Genomic DNA, 17,708 nt, shown 5'->3' with positions numbered 1-17,708 from the left:
GCCCGGCGCTGCCCTTTCGGACGGCACCGGGCCGGATACGTACTACCGTCCTGTGGTGAAACTCCAGGTCTGTCCGCTGAGGGGGTTGCCTCCTGCATCCTTGATGTTCGCGGAAATAGCGGCCGTGTACCTCGTGTTGGCCGCCAGGGTCACGTTCGGGTTCAGTGTTGCCACGTGGCTGGTGGTGTTGTAGCCGACGGCGTAGCTCACCAGGGCGCCCGTGGCGGCGTTGCGGAGGGCGAAGGTGCCGTTGGCCACGCCGGTGACCCCTTCACTAATCGTCGCCGTGACGTTGGCCGTGCGGCTGACCCCGGTCGCGTTGGCTGCCGGCGATTTCGCGGTCACCACCGGGCGTGGGCCCGTCGTGAACACCCAGGAGTTCGCGGCAATCGGGTTGCCGGCGATGTCCGTGATGCCTGAAGTCAGGGTTACCGTGTGCTTCCGGTCGGCAGTGAGCGTTACGTTAGGGTTGGCGGTGGCCACACGGGTCGTGGCGTTCCAGGTGACGGGAGCAGCGATCACCGCCCCCGCGGAGTTCTTCAAATTGAAGGCTGCGAATCCTACGCCGGCGACCGGCTCACTGAAGGTTGCCGTGACGTTGGCCGTCTGGCTGACCATCAGTGAGTTGATGGCCGGAGCCTTGGCGGTCACCGAGGGCGCCACGGTGTCGACGGTGACGGCCAGTGAGCCGGCGGAGCGTGTTTCGATGCCACCCGGGCTGACCTCTCCGGCTGTGACGGTGTGCCGTCCGTTGACCAGGGCCCGGCTGGACGTGATCGAGTAGCTGCCGTTAGCGCCCACGGATGCCGAACCGCTGGGCACGCCGTCAATGTAGAGGTTGACGCTGGCGGCGTCCGCCAATGCGACGGCACCCGCAAAGGTGGGCGTGGTGTTGCGCGTGATGTTGTCAGCATTAAGGCGGCCGGTGTCGCTTGCCGCGGTCAGGTCGGGTGTGCTCGGTCCCTTGGCCAGGGGTGCCGTGCATTCCGGGCCGGCCGGACCGCCGATGGCCGCGTACTCGAAAATCGTGACTTCGTTTCCGACCGCGGCGTCGCGTCCCAGCCACATGCCCCGGCTTTCGGAGTTGGTGCGTGATGCTGCGCGGTCTGCGTCGGTCAGGCCGTCCGCACCAATGCCGCCGAGGCCCGTCCAGGTGGCCGTCCAGGTGGTGAGGCCAGGACCGTCATAAGCGATCGTGCCGTCGTCACCCGCCGCTGCGCTAGCACGAAGCGTGCGGCGCCCGTTGCTTGCGAAGGACTGGTTGGCCGCCACGACCCTGGCTTCCAGCTGGTCCGCCGGAAGCTGCCCGCCGCCGGGTGCAACAGCGGTGCCCTTCATGACGACGGTGCTGGCGTTGATCTTGGTGGCCGGCTGCGTGACGATGACGTTCCCGACGAACGTCTGGTCGCCGACGTCGGGCGCTGTCAGAACGCGGACCACATCACCCGGGCGAATGTCCGGGGTGGTGCCTTCCCAGCATCCTCCGCCGGGGTGGTTGACTTCCACGATGCCCTCCGCAGGCACCAGGTTCGACGCTGTGCCAATGACTGTGCCGCCGCGAAGAACCTGGATGGTGGGACGGTCGCCGGCTGCGTACCCTTCGGCTGAGACCATGTCCCGTTCCGGGAAAACGGTGATGATGTGTGTACCCGGGTCGCTGATGACGGCGAAAGCCGGAACAACCGTGGTCGGAACGGCCAGCGCCACCAGCGCGCCAGCCGTGATGGCGGCTGCCAGACGCGGACGATTTCTTGCAGGTTTCATGGAAAGCTCCCCTCAAAGGCCCCAGACTTCACCCGGCCGAGACCCAGCGAGGTGATCCTCTTCAGGTCCATGGTCTGAAGAGGATGCCAGTATCCGGACGCCACGCTGGGGAAACCTTTAACCAAAAGCTGCGGGACCCCTCAACGAGGGGTCCCGCAGGACCGGGGTTCGACAAGGCACCCGCCCGGTTTGCCCCGCGGCGCTACGCCTCCACGAGGTCCTCGTCCAGTTCTCCGCCCAGTTCTTCGAACTCGACGGCGGCCACGATTTCCTTGGTATCCGGGTTGAGCATGAAGGCCTCGTCGTCGTCCTCGATCATGAGAAAGTCGCCGTGGTCGGTGCTGAAGCACCACGCGAGCACCTTCTCGCCGTTGTGGTCGTAGTTCGGATCGCCCATGGTGATTTTGTGCAGCTCGTACCCGGCGATGTCGCACAGCTCGCGGATGATGACCTCGAATTCCGGGGCGTTTTCCAAGGCCTCATCCTCGGCCTCGGCGCGCCGCTCTTCGAGGTCCGGCAGCGCCGCCACACGCTTGGCGATGTGTGCGGTGAGCTCGTCATCGTCCAGGACCAACAGGTCTTCCTGTCCACGCAGCCACGCCGCGTTGAGGGCCACAATGTCTTCCGCTTCGAGGAGCGATTCGAATTCGGCGTCGAGGTCCTCCATGGCCTGCACGCCTTCCGGGAGCTCGGCGCCGGCCTCGCCGTCCAGGTAAATGTCCGCTTCCTCCTCCGACAGGGAGTCGAATGCCTCCACGGTGCGGTCGAAGAGGTCAACGTTCCCGGCGGCGCCCATGCCTTGCAGGCCCTCGCGGATGTAGGCGTCAAGCTCCTCACGGTCCGGGGCCGTGAAGACGTACTGCGCAAAGCCTCCGCCCAGGGACTGCGTCAGGTAGAAGTCCACGAAGTAGCTGCGCAGGGCGTTAGGCGCGATCTCCCCCGGGCCGAGGAGCTCCCGGTACATGGCGTTCACCACGGCGACGTTGGAATCAACGACCTCTGCGTCACTGGCACTGCCGTCGCCTGCTGCGCCTTCGACGGTCAGGACAACGGGGTATTCACTGGAAGTCATGGGAAATCCTTACTGCAGAAAGCCGGTGATGCTCAGGACTCTCTCAACGTACGCGCCACCGGCAGCCCGCAGGTTGAGGGCGAAGTGAACGTCAGGCGAAGTTTGCGCCGTGGCCTTTCGGGGGAGCCCCGCCTGCAGGGCAGCACGACGGCGGGAGGCCCCCTTGAGAGGCGACCTCCCGCCGTCGGACTTGTCTTTCGTCTTATTGCCCGCCGGGAACAGCGGGGCCGGTTTCCCAACGCAGCAGGGCAGCAGCAGGGGCTCCGCCGGGAATGGCGGCCGCGGGCACGAACTCCACTTCCGCGTCTGTGAGAACCGCAGCCCTGATGAGGGCGGCGGGCGCCGGAGCCTCACCCAGGACGTCAGCGCCCACAGCTTCTTCCGGTGCCGTGGCGATCCACGGGCTCGCCCCGAGGACCAGCATGCTCCGCGCCGGGCGGCTTTCCGGATCCGTGGCTGTGTTTCCGGCCCCGGGATCCGCTGTCAGCTGGTCGCTGAGCACCAGGGTCTGGACTTGCGCCTGCTGCAGCGCCTGGACCACGCGTCCGACGCCGAATGCCGCTCCGGCGCTGTTCTGCCCCTTTTCCTCCGACAGCTTTTCCAGCAGCTGCTGCTGGGAGCGCGCCTGGGCTTCGGCCAGCGACTTTTCGACGGCGGTGTTCATCGCTTCCGGGTCCGCGCCGGACGCCCGGGTGTGCGTTTCGACGGTGGTGGCGATGGCACGGCTGCGCTTGGACAGCTGGTCGAGAACCAGGTCGCGCGCGCGGATGTCCCCGCCGATGACCACTACAGCGGGACGTTCCTTTTCCACGAGGCGGTCTATTTCCGCAGCCACCTCCTCGGTGTTCCTCCGCCAGATCTCCTCGGTGCGATGCTGGAACCTGCCTTGCGCCCAGCCCCCGCCGGGGACCTTCTTGATGTTTTCCGTGCTCCCCTGAGTGGTTTCGCTGAATGCCTTTCCCCCGCCGCCGGCAGCATGCCTGCCGTAGGACAGGGTGATGTCCGCACCCGTCCGGTCCACACTGGCCGCCACAGCGGCAACGCCGAGGTCGGCATGGCGGATGAGTGGCAGCAGGTCCGGAATGATGCCGACGTTTAAATACGGATTGTCCACGCGCTCCCCGGGGAGCACCTCGTCGACTTCCACGCGCCCGTCATGCGCTATGAGGAAGCGTGCCACAGGATTCGGCACTCCCTCCACGGGCTGCACGGCCTGCTCAACGGCCTCCGCGTCCGCTTTCGACGCCCCGGCGGCAAGCAGGTCATCCCTGATGCGCTCCGGCCTGGCGTCCGCAGCCTGAAGGGAATCCACTGTGCCCGTGCCGGCATCCGTCAGCACGGTGCACCAGGCTCCGTTCCCGTCAAAGAGCTTTGAGTACTTGGACAGCGCCACAGCCATTACGCTCAGGCCTCCCGGTCAGGTACGCTGCCGGTGTTGCCCGCCTCCGGGGCTTCCGGCGGCAGGTTTTCACGCACGGCCTCCCGGACCTCCTGGCTGTCGGTGTCGTCCGGAAGCGGTTCGGTCTCCCGGAATTCCTCGACGTGGCCTGAACGGCTGCCTTGGCGCAAGGCCTGGGTCTCGTGCTTCATTTGGTCGTCCAGTTCGGACCCGTGCTTAGCGTTGCCTCGCTCAACCATTTCGATCTCCTATCCCTTTGAACCGTGCTCAAACCGTGGATGAAATGTGCCGTAAATCACTTCCCACCGTAGCACCGGGGCCATTCCGGGTGAACCGCTCTGCGAAGTTTCAGAGGCTCTCCCGGCTGACTAAGATGGATCAGATAACCTGCAGATTTTCGACCTGCCGAAAGTAGCGCGCACCCATGCCTTCCCAACCGGACGACAGTGCGGCACTGGCAATCCAGACCCCCGCGATCAACGACCGCTCCCTCGCGGCCGGGCTCGCCTATGCCATGGGCGGCCGTGTCTCCGGGATCTCGTTCGACTCCGCCACCGGCCTGATGCTCGGCAAGGTCCGGGGCGGCTCCGAGGTGCCCTACTCCACGACGGCCAAGCTGGTCCGAAAGGGCGGCGGCTGGAGCTGCACGGTGGGCGTCTGCAGCTGCCCGGTCCGCAAGGACTGCAAGCACGTGGCCGCGCTCCTGTTCGCGGCCGAAGACAACCCTGCCGTGAGGGTGCAGCTGCTGTCCCCCGCCGACGTCTCGCGGGTGTCGCGGGAAAAGTCGGTCCCAGCACTCTCGGACTGGGAGCAGGCGCTCAGCCCCCTGATTTTGCAGGCCGGCCCCGCGCTGCAGGGCGGCGGCACTCCCCTGGCCCTGCAGTTAGAGGTGGAGGAACCGGCCCCGCACTTTTCCTACACGGGCCGCCGGGATCCGCTCCGCAGTGTCCGCCAGCTAAAGGCCCGCCCCGTGATCATGGGTGCCAAGGGCAAATGGATCCGCGGCGACGTCTCGTGGAACACGCTGAGCTACTTGAGCTTCAAGCGCGAATGCAACCAGGCGCATGTCGAGTGGATGCAGGCCTTCCTCGCCGCGCACACCGCCGGCGCGAACCGCGCCTACTCGTCGTCGTCCCTCTGGCTGGGGCTGAACACCTTTGCCGGCAAAAACATGTGGGGCCTGCTGGAAGAGGCCAGGCAGATCGGCGTCGCGCTGGTCCACAGCCGCGGCCAGGAACCGGTGAAGGTGGCGGCGGAGCCGGCCGCGGTCGGACTCAACCTGGGCCGCTACGGAAACGACGGGCAGGAAGGGGGCCTGGAGCTCGCGTCCACCATCACGGTCGACGGCACCGAGGTTGATCCGGCGTCGGTGGGCACCATCGGGCGCCCGGCGCACGGCATTTTCCTCACCTCCAGCGGGGACGCGCTGCCCGGGGTCGCCGCGGACGAGACCATCACCCTCGCCCCGCTCGAGAGCGGACTCAGCGAGGAGCTGCTGGCCTTCGTCACGGCGGGGAGCACGCTGCACATCCCGGCACGGGATGAGGGCCGCTTCCTCACCGGCTTCTACCCCAAGCTGAAGCAGACCGCGCGCGTGACGGCGGCGGACGAATCCGTCGAGCTGCCCGAGCTCGCCCTGCCGACGCTCTCGCTGCTGGCCAACTACGGCGCCGACCACCGCGTGCGCCTGCACTGGGAATGGCACTACAAGTCCGGCACCATCGTTACGGCCCAGCCGCTCTGGCGCCACCCCGGCGACCACGGCTACCGTGACGATGCGGCCGAGGCCCGGATCCTGGAGGCGGTGGGCCAGCCGTGGGACGCGGTGCCCAAGCTGGGCGAGTCAGCCACCGGCGGCTGGGGCACGCCGCGGCTCGCGGCCACCGCGGAGCTGAGCGGGCTGGACACGCTCGCCTTCACGGAGGAGGTGCTCCCCCGGCTGCGGAACACGCCCGGCGTCGATGTGGACACCTCCGGTGACATCGCGGACTACCGGGAGGCCGAAGAGGCGCCGGTGGTGGCGATTTCCACGAAGGCCACAGACCAGCGCGACTGGTTCGACCTTGGCATCGTGATCACCCTCGAGGGCCAGCCGGTGTCCTTCGCGGCCCTCTTCTCCGCCCTCGCCGCAGGGCAGACGCGAATGCTGCTGCCCAGCGGCGCGTACTTCTCCCTGGACCTGCCGGAGCTGCACCAGCTGCGGGCATTGATCGACGAGGCCCGCTCCCTTCAGGACAACCCCGGCGACAAGGACGCTCCCCTGCAGATCAGCCGGTTCCAGGCCGGCCTCTGGGATGAACTTGCCCAGCTGGGAATCGTGGACGAGCAGGCGGCCGCCTGGCGCGTAGCGGTCGGCGGCCTGCTGGAGGAGGGCGTCCAGGGCCTGCCGCTCCCGGCCACGCTGAACGCTGAGCTGCGCCCGTACCAGCTGGAGGGCTACAACTGGCTGAGCTTCCTGTACCGCCACGGTCTGGGCGGCGTGCTCGCCGACGACATGGGCCTGGGAAAGACCGTGCAGGCGCTGGCCCTGATGTGCGCGGCCAAGGAGCACGCCGCGTCTTCCGCCGAGGTTAAGGAAGGGGACGACGGCGGGACGCCCTTTTTGGTGGTGGCGCCCACCAGCGTCGTGGGTAACTGGGAGGCCGAGGCCGCGCGGTTCGCGCCGGGCCTTACCGTCCGCGCCATCGGTGAGACGTTCGCCAAGAGCGGCGCCGATCCCGCCGAGGCCATGGCCGGGGCGGACATCGTCATCACGTCCTACGCGCTGTTCCGGATCGACTACGAGTCCTATGCGGGACGGCACTGGGCCGGACTGATGCTGGACGAGGCCCAGTTCGTCAAGAACCACCAGTCCAAGGCCTACCAGTGCGCCCGCAAGCTTCCGGCAGCGTTCAAGCTGGCCATCACGGGAACCCCGCTGGAGAACAACCTCATGGAGTTCTGGGCCCTGACGTCCATCGTGGCGCCGGGGCTGTTCGCGAGCCCGTCACGGTTCGCCGAGTACTACCAGAAGCCGGTGGAGAAGAACGGTGACAAGGGGCAGCTGGACAAGCTCCGCCGTCGGGTCCGCCCGCTCATGATGCGCCGCACCAAGGAGCAGGTCATCAAGGACCTGCCGCCCAAGCAGGAACAGATCCTCGAGGTGGTGCTCAATCCGCGGCACCAGAAGGTCTACCAGACGCACCTGCAGCGCGAGCGGCAGAAGATCCTGGGCCTCATCGAGGACGTGAACAAGAACCGCTTCACCATCTTCCAGTCCCTGACGCTGCTGCGCCAGCTCAGCCTGGACGCCTCACTGGTGGACGAGTCGCTGTCCGGCGTGCGGTCAAGCAAGCTGGACGTGCTGTTCGAGCAGCTGGAGGACCTCGTGGCCGAAGGCCACCGCGCCCTGATTTTCAGCCAGTTCACCGGCTTCCTGGGCAAGGTCCGCGAGCGCCTCACCGAGGAGAACATCGAGTTCTGCTATCTCGACGGCGGCACCCGGAACCGTACCGACGTCGTCAATGAGTTCAAGAACGGCACGGCGCCCGTGTTCCTGATCAGCCTCAAGGCGGGCGGGTTCGGCCTCAACCTGACCGAGGCCGACTACGTATTCCTGCTCGATCCGTGGTGGAATCCCGCGTCAGAGGCGCAGGCGGTGGACCGCACGCACCGCATCGGCCAGGCCAGGAACGTCATGGTCTACCGGCTGGTGGCCAAGGACACCATCGAGGAGAAGGTCATGGCGCTCAAGGCGAAGAAGTCCCAGCTGTTCGCCGACGTGATGGAGGGCGATGCGCTCTCCGGTGGTGCACTCACCGCGGAGGACCTGGCGGGGCTCTTCAACGACTGACGGCCACGGTGGGGCACGTCTCCGGCTGACGCCCGCTTGGCCGTCCGTCGAGGAATAGCGCCGCGGCGGGGGCGGGGCGCAACCCGAATGCAGTCCGCTTACTGAACCACCGCCCAAGCGCCTTTCCCTTGCCCTTCCACCAGCTGTCCTCGTCCGTGTCGGTGCGCCACCGGTAGATCAGGACCACCAGCACAAACATCCCGGCCGTGACGTTTGGCCAGGCGCCGGAGGCCGCGTCGAGCAGCGCCTTGAGCGCGGCGGCCAGGATAGCCGGCAGGGCCAGGGTGCGGAAGACAGTGTTGGCCAGGTACCGCCGGTGGGAGCGCGGCACTGAGAGCAGACGGACCATGTCGGAGCAGGCGCACACCACCACCACGGCCTGTCCCAGCGTGAGCAGGATGGACCCCGGCAGGGACCCGGCGAACTGTACCGCTGACGCCAGCCCGGAACTCATGGCCTGCACCCTTCCATGCCGTCTCCTCCGTCGCTTGCGCTGTTCCTTGCACTGTTTCCTGTACCCCGGTGTGGGTCAGACCATTCAACGGCTTCCGTCCACCTTGAGTCACGGGGGTCGGCTACCCGTCTTTGCCGCCGGCATCACTCGCCTCTACACAGCGGTACGCAGTTCGGCGGCTGGTCGTTGCGTGGCCGCCGAACTGCGTACTCTGTTCGGATGTAAACCAGGTCAGATGTGAATCAGGCCCGTCAGGCCGGGGCCAGCTCTCCGGCCCGCGGCAGCGGATCCAGGTGGCTGATGCCCGTGGGCGTGATCTGCAGGACCCGGGCCGTGGCGATGTCATAGAAAAGGCCCGTCACATGGACGTCACCGCTCCGGACGGTGTCCTGCAGGCTGGCGTGCTGCTGCAGCCGTTCGAGCTGGACGGCCACGTTGACCATGGCCAGCTGGTCCACCGCGCCGTACCCGGCTTTCTCGGCTGCAACCTGGACGGGGTGGCCCGCATGGAACGACTCCAGGCTCGGCCGTCCGTGGTCCAGCCAGGACTCGACGGGGCAACGTTCTTCCTGGCCTTCCGGACTCTGGTCCGAGGCTTTCTGGTCTAAGCCCTGCTGGTCTGCGGCAGGTCCGGCGAGCAGGGCGGTCATGGCGCCGCAGCCGGAGTGGCCGCAGACCACCACCGATGTGACCGACAGCTCGTCGAGGGCGAACTTCAGGGAAGCCTCGACCGACGGTTCGAGGCGGTCGCTTCCCACCATGTTGCCCACGTTCCGGACCGTGAACAGGTCCCCCGGGCCGCTGCTGGTGATCAGGTTGGGCACCAGCCGGGAGTCGGCGCAGGTGATGAACAGCGTGTCGGGGTCCTGGAACGTGGACAGCTCCTGGACGTGCGGACGCAGCAGGTGGGCGTGGCGGCGGTGGTAGCTGTCCACGCCGTTGAGCACCGAGCGCACGGGGGCCGGGACGTGTCCGGCTGCCTCTGCGGCCAGCGGCGCAGCGTCCCGCTGCCAGCTCCGCCACGGCGCGAAGCCGCCGCGCAGTGCGGAGCGCGACGAGCCGCGTGTGGGAGTTCCCGCCACGGCGGCGTGGAGCGTGGCGGTGCCGGTTTCCTCGATCTCGACACTGCCGCCGTTGTTCACGTGCCGCACGCGCCAGGCCTCGAGGGTGTCATGCACCGGGTGGTCGAGGTAGTCGACATCGAGCTCCACCGTGACAGGCGCCGCCGGCGGCACCGCGGCCAGCACCTTGCTCAGGCGGGGAAGCGACAGGAACGTGCAGGAGCCGTCGATGACCACGCGCCAGCGGCCCTCAGCTGTTCCGCCGAGGGGCTCCGCGTGGATGCTGGCCCGGACCACACGCCACAGGACCAGCAGCACTGCCAGCGCAAGCCCGATCAGCACCCCGGCCAGGAGGTTAACGAACACCACCGTGAGCAGCGTCGCGGCATAGACGGCCAGGTCACCGGTGACGCGTGCCGTCTGGAAATCGGCCACCTTCACGAGGCGGATGCCGATCATGATGAGCAGCCCGGCAAGCACGGCCTGAGGCACCAGCTGGATGACGCCCGCCAGCAGCAGGGAAAAGACCAGAACCCAGATGCCGTGGAGGACGGCGGACTTGCGGGTGTGCGCCCCGGCCTCGACGTTGGTGGCACTGCGGACGATCACACCGGTGACCGGCAGGCCGCCCAGCATGCCTGACGTCACGTTGGCAGCACCCTGGCCGAGCAGTTCGCGGTTGAAATTTGTACGCTCGCCGTGGTGCATCTTGTCGACGGCGACGGCGGACAGCAGCGACTCCACGCTCGCCACCAGGGCGATGGTGACGACGCCGACGGCAATGGCGGTCCACTCCCCCTGCGGCAGGTGCGGGAGGGCGAGGGCGTCCAGCAGCGAACCGTCAAAGGTGATCCGGTCGACGTCGGAATTGAACGGGAGGGACAGCAGCGTCGCGGCCACCACGGCCACCAGCGGGCCGGGCACGCGCCGGACGGCGGCCGGCATGTGCTTCCAGCCGGCCAGCAGCGCGATCACCACAGCCCCCAGGAACGCGGCCTGCGGATCCACGGCGGCCAGGCTGTCCGGCAGCGCCACAATATTGTGCAGCGCCGCCTCGCCGGCTTCGCTGCCGAGCATCACATGCAGCTGCTGCAGGACGATGATGATGCCGATCCCGGCAAGCATCGCATGCACCACCACCGGCGCAATGGCAAGCGCCACCCGCCCCACCTTGGCCATGCCAAGCAGTACCTGGAGGACGCCGGCGGCCACGGTGATGGCGCAGGTGACGGGCCAGCCGAACTGCTCAATGAGGCCGGCGACGATGACGGTAAGGCCAGCTGCCGGTCCGCTGACCTGCAGCGGCGAGCCGCCAAGGCTGCCGGCAACGATGCCTCCCACTGCGGCCGCGATCAGTCCCGCCATCACCGGTGCACCCGACGCCGCGGCGATGCCGAGCGACAGTGGAACGGCAACGAGGAACACCACGAGGGACGCCGGCAGGTCCCAGCGGAGGCCCGATGCCAGGCGTCCCAGGACTGGTATGCGGCTCCTGCCGGGGTGGATGGGTTGTGGATCCGTGGCGGCTGGCGAGGGCATATAAGTCCTTAGCTCGTTCGAAGGGTCCTTATCCACGCTATTGACGCCCCGATAGGGGCCGCAAGGATACGGCCCGTGAGAAGAAACACGAGGTCAGGTGGGTCATAATGCGAAAACTAGGGCACTAATCCATTCGTTTGCATAAAGGCCGTGCTGCTTTGCCAGGGGTGGTCCCCCATGCCGCAAGGGGTCCCGGCCGGGCAGGAAAACGGGTCGCCGTTCAAGTCACATTGGGGCCGGACATGCCCGACGGCGGATCAGCCGGCAAAGATTTAACATGCCGGAAATCTTTGGCGGCAGCGCTTAAATGGCAATGGATCCATCCGGGGATGGATCCATTGCCTAAGCCGGTTTGCCGGCTGGCAGTTTTAGCGCTTGACGGCGTCCAGCTTCAGCATCTTGGCGATAACGCTGTCGAGCTCGGAGTCGTCGAAGATCTTCTTCCAGTCGTCCTTGATGATGGTGTCCTTGCCGTACTGGATGGCGATTTCGCAGGCCTCGGAGAACGGGTTGGAGCCGCGCAGGGCGTTGGTGAGGGCGATCTGCACGTGGCCGAACAGCATGGCCTTGGCAGCTTCCTCGGGCACACCGGCGGTGTGGACGGTCTCGTGCAGCGCCTCGTTGAGCAGGGTGCCGATCATGCAGGCAACGGTCTCCACGAGGGTGGGCTCGAGGATGGCGAGCTGCTTCACGGTGACCCAGTGGACGTCGATCACGGGGGCGTAGATGACCTTGACGGTCGCCTCGGCGGCGGCGCGGGCGGCCTCAGTGGCGTCCTCGTCGATCGCGGCGACGACGTTCTGGGGGGCGCCCTCGCCGCCGAAGGTATCGGCCCATTCCTCCTGGGTGGTGCGCTCCAGGAACACGGACGGGTGGCAGGGGTGGGCCACGGCCTGGACGACGTCCTCGCGCTGGGCGAGCAGGCCGGCGTAGGCGGCGGCCGGGTCGAGCGTGAGGAGGATGGCGCCGGCCTTCATCTGCGGGACGACGCCTTCGGACACGACGCCCAGGACGGTGTCCGGAACGGCGAGGATCACGACGTCGGCGCCCTTGACGGCCTCGTCGGTGGCGGTGATTTCACGGCCTTCGGCGCGGACGCGGTCCTGGCCGGCCGGTGAGTTCTCGGAGTAGAACACGGTGTGGCTGGACTTCTGGAGGTTGCGGGAAACGCGCATCCCCATCTTGCCTCCGGCTCCGATAACGGCGACGGTCAACTGTTCTGCAGACATTTCATTTGCTCCTTAGGAAATCGAGGCTTTGCTGGGTCCACTGGTTTTCGAGGCGGATGGTTTCGTCCTCGGAGTCCTGCCACGGCAGCCAGTGTTCGACGATCTGATTGATGTTTCTTTCTTTGGGCTGAAGTTTCCGGGCCATGTAGTCGTAGTCCAGAAGGCCTTCGCCGAGCGGCGCGCCGGAGTATGTGAACCCGACCCACCCCTCCTTGCGGCTGAACGCAAAGTCTTTGATGTGCATGTTCAGGACATGGGGTGCGACGGCGTCAATCACCTCACGCGGCGGCTCCAGGGCCGCCACGGTGTTGGCCGGGTCACTGCACACGCCCAGGTACAGGCTTCCGACGCGCTCCACGACCTCCAGGATCCGGGACGTGGGCACCTGCTCATAGGTCTCCACCGCGATCCGCACCCCGGCCGCCTTGAACTCGGGCAGGACCTCGCTGAAGATCTCCACGGCCTCATCCGCCGTCGGGGTGTGGCCCGGGACGTTGAACATGGTCCGCAGCAGCGGCGCACCCAGGATCTTGGCGATGTGCAGGAACCGGCGCAGGTGCTCCGGCCGGATGCCCTTGGTGCCCAGCTCCAGGCTGATCCCGAGCGAGTCCGCGGTGGCCCGCACGGCCCGCAGGTCGTCGTCGGTCATGGTTTCCAGCGGCGCGTAGTCGCAGATCTGGAACAGGTCCACACCCAGCGCCGCGGTCCGCTCGAGCGCCTCGTGGATGCTCAGCGGACGGGAAACCCGGTCCGAAAGCTGCCAGAAGAAGGCGTAGCTGCTCAGGCCAATCCTTGAACCCTGGCCAGCCGTGGCGCTCATGCCCGGCCCCCAACGGGTTCCAGCGGGCCGGGTTCCGTGAGTCCAAGACGCGCTGCGGCCTCGTCCAGGATGTCCCGCACCGCGGACGGGTTGTGGGCGAAGCGGCCCAGGAACAGTCCGCTGACGGCGGGGCCGAGCTGGCTGATGAGGCCGGGGCCGGCGCTGCCGCCGTAGATGACCCGGCTGTCTTCCTGGCCCGCGCGGCTGCGGAGGTGGGCGTCCAGTCCGGTGATGACTTCGCTGATGAACTCCGGCGTGGCCGGTTCGGCTGCCCCGATGGCCCACTGTGGCTCGTAGGCCACGATGGTGCGCCCGGTGCTGCCGAGGCTTCCGGCCCGGTTCAGGACGCCGTCGATTTCACGGATGCAGTGCTTGATGGCGTCCGCCGCGGTGCCGCTGTCGGGTTCGCCCACGCACAGCACCGGGGTGAGGCCGTTGCGGTAGGCGGCAGCGGCCTTCAGTCCGACCACGTCGTCGTCCTCGCCGAAGATGCGGCGCCGTTCGGCGTGGCCAACCTCGGCGTACCGGCCGCCGGTTTCGGCCACCATCTTGCCGCTGACCTCGCCGGTGAAGGCGCCCTCGTCCTCCCAGAACATGTCCTGGGCACCGGCGGCCGCACCGGCGGCGGACAGGATCCGCGCGCACTCGGGCAGCACCGGATGGGCCGGCAGTGCGAACAGTTCAATGTCGCCGCTGCGGACGGCAGGGTGGGCCGAGGCGATCGCGGCCACGTCCCGGCACCAGTCCAGGGTGCGCTCGTAGCCGAAGTACATCTTCAGGCTGACGCCGATGATCGCCTTTGGCTGCGCAGTGCCGCCGGCGGCGGAGGGGTTAGCAGGAAGTGACACCTTCGTAGTCCTTAATCAGGGTGACTTTCTCGGCGGAGGCCGAGGACTCGTCAAAGGTGTAGGTCAGCCATTCCTTGGCGAGGCGGCGGGCGAGTTCCAGGCCCACGACGCGCTGGCCGAAGGTGAGGACCTGGGCGTTGTTGGACAGGATGGAGCGTTCAACGGAGAAGGAGTCGTGCGCGGTGACGGCGCGGACGCCGGGGACCTTGTTCGCGGCGATCGCCACGCCCAGGCCCGTGCCGCAGACCAGCAGGGCGCGGTCGGCCTTGCCGGCGGCGATGAGTTCGGCGGCGGCGATGGCCACGGACGGGTATGGCGTGTGGCTGGTGGCGTCCACTCCGACGTCCTGCACCGACTCGACCAGTTCACTGGCTTCCAGGTCCGCCTTCAGGGCTTCCTTGTACTCGAATCCGGCGTCGTCGGAACCGACGATCAGGCGCAGTTTGGCGCTCATGCGTTCTCCTTAGTGGTGGTTGCTGCAGCTTTCGCCTCGGCGAAGGTGTTGTGGATTGCGCGGACGATCAGGGCCATGGATACGGCGCCCGCGTCCGGGGTGCCGAGGCTCTTCTCGGCGTGCGGGCGCGCCCTGCCCATGAGGGGCAGCAGGTTGGCGGTTTCCTCGGCGGCCTGCTGGGCCACGGCGGCTGCCGCGCCCCAAGCGTCCGTGAGGGACTGCCCGGAGCCGACGGCGGCGGCCAGGGCGTCGCGGAACGGAACCAGCACGTCCACGAGGGTCTTGTCTCCCACCTTGGCCTTGCCAAAGCCCATGATCGAGGCGGCGGCCTCCGCCACTCCGGCAGCGACAGCGCCGGCGTCGGGCGTGCTGCTGTCCCCGATCGCGTCCCCGACTGCCCGCAGGGCCATGCCCCAGAGCGCACCGGAGGTACCGCCGGCCCGGTCGGACCAGGCGTCGGCGGCCAGGTGCAGGGTGCTGGCCGCGCCGGCACCGCGTTCGACGGCGTCCGCTGCAGCCTCGACCGCGGCCCGGACACCGCGCTCCATGCCGATGCCGTGGTCGCCGTCGCCGGCGATCGCATCGATACGGCCCAGTTCCTCGACGTTGGCGTCGACTACGTCCTTGGCGGCGGAGAGGGCGGCAAGGACGCGGACCGCAGCTGCACGCGACTCGTCCGTCGCTTCCGGGATCACCACGTCTTCTGCTTCCGCGGACAGTTCCTCGGCGTCCAGGGCAGCAGTGTCGAGGGCAGCGGCCGTGACGGCACCGCGGCGGAAGGCAGGCGCGTCTGCGGGTGCATTCCAGAGGGTTTCAAGTTCTTCGTCCAGCCAGAACAAGGTCAGCGAGGTGCCCGCCATGTCGAAGCTGGTGACGAGCTCGCCGACCTGAGGATCAACGGCTTCCAGGCCGGCCTCGGCGAGGAGCTGGGCAACGCGGCGGTAAACCACGAACAGTTCCTCGTACTTGACGCTGCCCAGGCCGTTGAGGATCGGCACTACGCGTGACCCCCGCGCCTGAAGGCCGTCCGGAACCTCCGTGAGCAGCTTGCCCACGAGCAGTTCGGCGAGCTCATCCGCCGTCGGGATGCCGGTTTCACCGATGCCGGGTTCGCCGTGGATGCCCATGCCCACGGCCATCCGTCCCTCGGGGACCGTGAACAGCGGATTCTCGGCCCCGGGAAGGGTGCAGCCGGTGAACGCGACGCCGAAGGAGCGGGTGCGGTCGTTGGCGCGTTCGGCGATTTCAACCGTGGCGTCCATGCCGTAGCCGGCCTCGGCAGCGGCGGCCGCGACCTTGAAGACCGTCAGGTCCCCGGCGATGCCGCGCCGCTTGGCGCGCTCCTCCAGCGGGGCGGAGGAGACGTCGTCGGTGACGGCGATGCTGCGGCAGTCGATGCCCTCACGGCGGAGGCGCTCCTGTGCCTGGGTGAAGTGCAGGACGTCGCCGGCGTAATTGCCGTAGCCCAGCAGGACGCCTGCGCCGTTGTTGGCGGCCTTGGCCACGCTGTAGACCTGCTGCGCCGAAGGGGACGCGAAGAGGTTGCCCATCGCGGCGCCGTGGGCCAGGCCCTGGCCCACCAGCCCGGCGAACGCCGGATAGTGCCCGGAACCGCCGCCGATCACCAGTGCCACCGTGTCCGGGGTGCTCTTCGTGCTGCGGGCCACGCCGCCGGAAACACGCCGCACCCACCGGCCGTGCGAGGCAACAAAGCCCTCGATCATCTCATCAGCGAACGCTGCGGGTTCATTGAACAAGCGGGTCATTGCGGTTTCTCCTGGGCCTATCAGTGGAAATCGTGGGGGTGGGGCGGGGGCGCCTCCGGGCAAGGGAGGCGCCCCCGGGTCATACGGCTGTCCGGGTGTTACGGCTCGGAGTGGTGTCCGGCGCCCGCGGGGTCCAGCGCCTCGGCGGCGATGCCCTCGCTGACCTTGCCGGAGCGGCTCAGCGCGACCATCAGGATGCAGGACAGGAGCATGAAGCCGCCGACGACGAACATCGGGACGGTGTAGCCGCCGGTCCAGTCCTTGAGCCAGCCGGTGATGTAGCCGGCGCTGAAGCCTGCCAGATTGCCCATCGTGTTGATCAGGGCGATGCCTGCCGCGGCAGCCGCACCGGTGAGGAACTGGGTGGGAACGGTCCAGAAGTTCGGCAGTGCCGCGAAGATGGACATGGCCGTGATGGTGATGACGGCGATGGTGGCTGCCGGGGAACCGGCGAACAGGGCCAGCGGGATGCTCAGGCCGCCCACCAGGGCAGGGATGGCGATGTGCCAGGTCTTGACGCCGCGCTTGGTGGCGTCCTTGGACCAGAAGTACAGGGCGAAGGCTGCCGGCAGGTACGGGATCGCGGTGATGAGGCCCTTCTGGAAGACATCGAACTTGGTGCCGTAGATGCCTTCGAAGCCGGAGATGATGGTGGGCAGGAAGAAACCGAGGGCGTAGAGGCCGTAGATGAAGCCGAAGTAGATCGCGGACAGCATCCAGACGCGGCCGTTGCCGAAGACGGTGCGGACGCTGACGTGCTTGTTGCTGGCGGCGGTTTCCTTCTTTTCCTTCTCCAGGGCACCGGTCAGCCAGGTCTTCTCTTCGGCTGTGAGCCACTTGGCCTTGGCCGGGGAGTCAGCGAGGTAGAACCAGGCAATGATGCCGATGATGATGGCGGGGACGGCAACGCCGAAGAACATGACCCGCCAGCCGGCGAGGCCAAAGAGGCCATGCTGCTGGATGAGAAGGCCGGCGAGCGGGGCACCGATGACGGTGGTCAGCGGCTGGGCCAGGTAGAAGAGGGCAAGGATCTTGCTGCGGTGCCGGGCCGGAACCCAGAGGCTCAGGAAGAGGATGGCGCCCGGAAAGAAGCCAGCCTCGGCAACACCGAGGATGAAGCGCAGGATATAGAGCTGCTCAACGTTGCCGACCCAGGTGAACAGGAGCGAGACGATGCCCCAGCTGACCATGATGCGGGCCAGCCAGCGCCGGGCGCCGAACTTGTGCAGGGCCAGGTTGCTGGGGACCTCGAGCAGGATGTAGCCGATGAAGAAGACGCCGGAAGCGAAGCCGAACTGCGCCGCGCCGAGGGCCAGGTCCGTGTTCATGCCGTTGGGGCCGGCGAAGGAGATGGCCGTGCGGTCCAGGTAGTTGATGAAGAACATCAAAGCGACGAACGGCACCAGCCGGATTGACACTTTCCTGATTGCAGATCTTTCGACCACCGATTGTGTGGTGTCCACATTGACT

At 67.5% G+C, this 17,708-nt stretch carries 13 protein-coding genes; 1 reads left to right on the top strand and 12 read right to left on the bottom strand.

Going from position 1 to position 17,708, the window contains the following annotated elements; genetic code table 11:
* Window positions 1-42: 42 nt before the first annotated feature.
* The 4 genes from CXZ05_RS15810 to CXZ05_RS15795 form a co-directional block, all read right to left on the bottom strand.
* Window positions 43-1,764: an Ig-like domain-containing protein gene (locus CXZ05_RS15810; protein ID WP_102973492.1), complete on the bottom strand. Its 1,722-nt coding sequence runs from the start codon at window positions 1,762-1,764 to the stop codon at window positions 43-45.
* A 202-nt stretch (window positions 1,765-1,966) separates the two neighbouring features.
* On the bottom strand, window positions 1,967-2,836 hold the full coding sequence (locus CXZ05_RS15805; RefSeq protein WP_102973491.1) for a hypothetical protein: 870 nt from the start codon (window positions 2,834-2,836) through the stop codon (window positions 1,967-1,969).
* A gap of 202 nt (window positions 2,837-3,038) precedes the next feature.
* The gene (locus CXZ05_RS15800) at window positions 3,039-4,235 is read right to left on the bottom strand and encodes a Vms1/Ankzf1 family peptidyl-tRNA hydrolase (RefSeq protein ID WP_102973490.1); all 1,197 of its coding nucleotides are present in this window, start codon (window positions 4,233-4,235) and stop codon (window positions 3,039-3,041) included.
* Between the two features lie 5 nt (window positions 4,236-4,240).
* Window positions 4,241-4,474 (bottom strand): hypothetical protein, encoded by a 234-nt coding sequence (locus tag CXZ05_RS15795; protein WP_102973489.1) that lies wholly within the window; start codon window positions 4,472-4,474, stop codon window positions 4,241-4,243.
* Window positions 4,475-4,659: 185 nt separating this feature from the next.
* On the opposite strand from CXZ05_RS15795, the gene CXZ05_RS15790 reads away from it, so the two are divergent.
* Window positions 4,660-8,067, top strand: a complete 3,408-nt coding sequence (locus CXZ05_RS15790) for a DEAD/DEAH box helicase (protein WP_102973488.1) — start codon at window positions 4,660-4,662, stop codon at window positions 8,065-8,067.
* On the opposite strand, the gene CXZ05_RS15785 is transcribed toward CXZ05_RS15790, so the two are convergent.
* The 8 genes from CXZ05_RS15785 to CXZ05_RS15750 form a co-directional block, all read right to left on the bottom strand.
* A complete protein-coding gene (locus tag CXZ05_RS15785) occupies window positions 8,057-8,521 on the bottom strand; it encodes a hypothetical protein (protein ID WP_258006610.1) in 465 nt (154 codons plus the stop codon). The two genes, CXZ05_RS15790 and CXZ05_RS15785, sit on opposite strands and share 11 nt — an antisense overlap.
* Window positions 8,522-8,772: 251 nt before the next feature.
* Complete coding sequence (locus tag CXZ05_RS15780) at window positions 8,773-11,121, bottom strand: bifunctional SulP family inorganic anion transporter/carbonic anhydrase (RefSeq protein WP_102973487.1); 2,349 nt, start codon at window positions 11,119-11,121, stop codon at window positions 8,773-8,775.
* Window positions 11,122-11,489: 368 nt separating this feature from the next.
* Window positions 11,490-12,350 (bottom strand): phosphogluconate dehydrogenase C-terminal domain-containing protein, encoded by an 861-nt coding sequence (locus CXZ05_RS15775; RefSeq protein ID WP_102973486.1) that lies wholly within the window; start codon window positions 12,348-12,350, stop codon window positions 11,490-11,492.
* Between the two features lies 1 nt (window position 12,351).
* Complete coding sequence (locus CXZ05_RS15770) at window positions 12,352-13,170, bottom strand: sugar phosphate isomerase/epimerase (protein WP_102973485.1); 819 nt, start codon at window positions 13,168-13,170, stop codon at window positions 12,352-12,354.
* Complete coding sequence (locus tag CXZ05_RS15765) at window positions 13,167-14,018, bottom strand: triose-phosphate isomerase family protein (RefSeq protein WP_102973484.1); 852 nt, start codon at window positions 14,016-14,018, stop codon at window positions 13,167-13,169. Before CXZ05_RS15765 ends, CXZ05_RS15770 begins: the two co-directional genes overlap by 4 nt.
* Window positions 14,002-14,472 carry a ribose-5-phosphate isomerase gene (locus tag CXZ05_RS15760; protein WP_102973483.1) on the bottom strand — a complete coding sequence of 157 codons (471 nt, stop codon included), beginning with the start codon at window positions 14,470-14,472 and terminating at the stop codon, window positions 14,002-14,004. Before CXZ05_RS15760 ends, CXZ05_RS15765 begins: the two co-directional genes overlap by 17 nt.
* Window positions 14,469-16,238 carry a dihydroxyacetone kinase family protein gene (locus tag CXZ05_RS15755; protein ID WP_102973482.1) on the bottom strand — a complete coding sequence of 590 codons (1,770 nt, stop codon included), beginning with the start codon at window positions 16,236-16,238 and terminating at the stop codon, window positions 14,469-14,471. Before CXZ05_RS15755 ends, CXZ05_RS15760 begins: the two co-directional genes overlap by 4 nt.
* A 98-nt stretch (window positions 16,239-16,336) precedes the next feature.
* Window positions 16,337-17,701: an MFS transporter gene (locus CXZ05_RS15750; protein ID WP_102973481.1), complete on the bottom strand. Its 1,365-nt coding sequence runs from the start codon at window positions 17,699-17,701 to the stop codon at window positions 16,337-16,339.
* Window positions 17,702-17,708: the final 7 nt, after the last annotated feature.

The sequence above is a fragment of the Arthrobacter sp. AFG20 genome (genome assembly GCF_002892795.1).
Taxonomy (GTDB): domain Bacteria; phylum Actinomycetota; class Actinomycetes; order Actinomycetales; family Micrococcaceae; genus Arthrobacter.
This window is presented reverse-complemented; position numbering and strand designations above follow the sequence as displayed.

Bases quoted from the DNA above. Each gene is read 5' to 3' on its own strand.
- CXZ05_RS15790 (WP_102973488.1), top strand. From the start codon at position 4,660: ATGCCTTCCCAACCGGACGACAGTGCGGCACTGGCAATCCAGACCCCC.
- CXZ05_RS15760 (WP_102973483.1), bottom strand. From the start codon at position 14,472: ATGAGCGCCAAACTGCGCCTGATCGTCGGTTCCGACGACGCCGGATTC.
- CXZ05_RS15800 (WP_102973490.1), bottom strand. From the start codon at position 4,235: ATGGCTGTGGCGCTGTCCAAGTACTCAAAGCTCTTTGACGGGAACGGA.
- CXZ05_RS15770 (WP_102973485.1), bottom strand. From the start codon at position 13,170: ATGAGCGCCACGGCTGGCCAGGGTTCAAGGATTGGCCTGAGCAGCTAC.
- CXZ05_RS15755 (WP_102973482.1), bottom strand. From the start codon at position 16,238: ATGACCCGCTTGTTCAATGAACCCGCAGCGTTCGCTGATGAGATGATC.
- CXZ05_RS15805 (WP_102973491.1), bottom strand. From the start codon at position 2,836: ATGACTTCCAGTGAATACCCCGTTGTCCTGACCGTCGAAGGCGCAGCA.
- CXZ05_RS15780 (WP_102973487.1), bottom strand. From the start codon at position 11,121: ATGCCCTCGCCAGCCGCCACGGATCCACAACCCATCCACCCCGGCAGG.
- CXZ05_RS15785 (WP_258006610.1), bottom strand. From the start codon at position 8,521: ATGAGTTCCGGGCTGGCGTCAGCGGTACAGTTCGCCGGGTCCCTGCCG.
- CXZ05_RS15795 (WP_102973489.1), bottom strand. From the start codon at position 4,474: ATGGTTGAGCGAGGCAACGCTAAGCACGGGTCCGAACTGGACGACCAA.
- CXZ05_RS15775 (WP_102973486.1), bottom strand. From the start codon at position 12,350: ATGTCTGCAGAACAGTTGACCGTCGCCGTTATCGGAGCCGGAGGCAAG.
- CXZ05_RS15810 (WP_102973492.1), bottom strand. From the start codon at position 1,764: ATGAAACCTGCAAGAAATCGTCCGCGTCTGGCAGCCGCCATCACGGCT.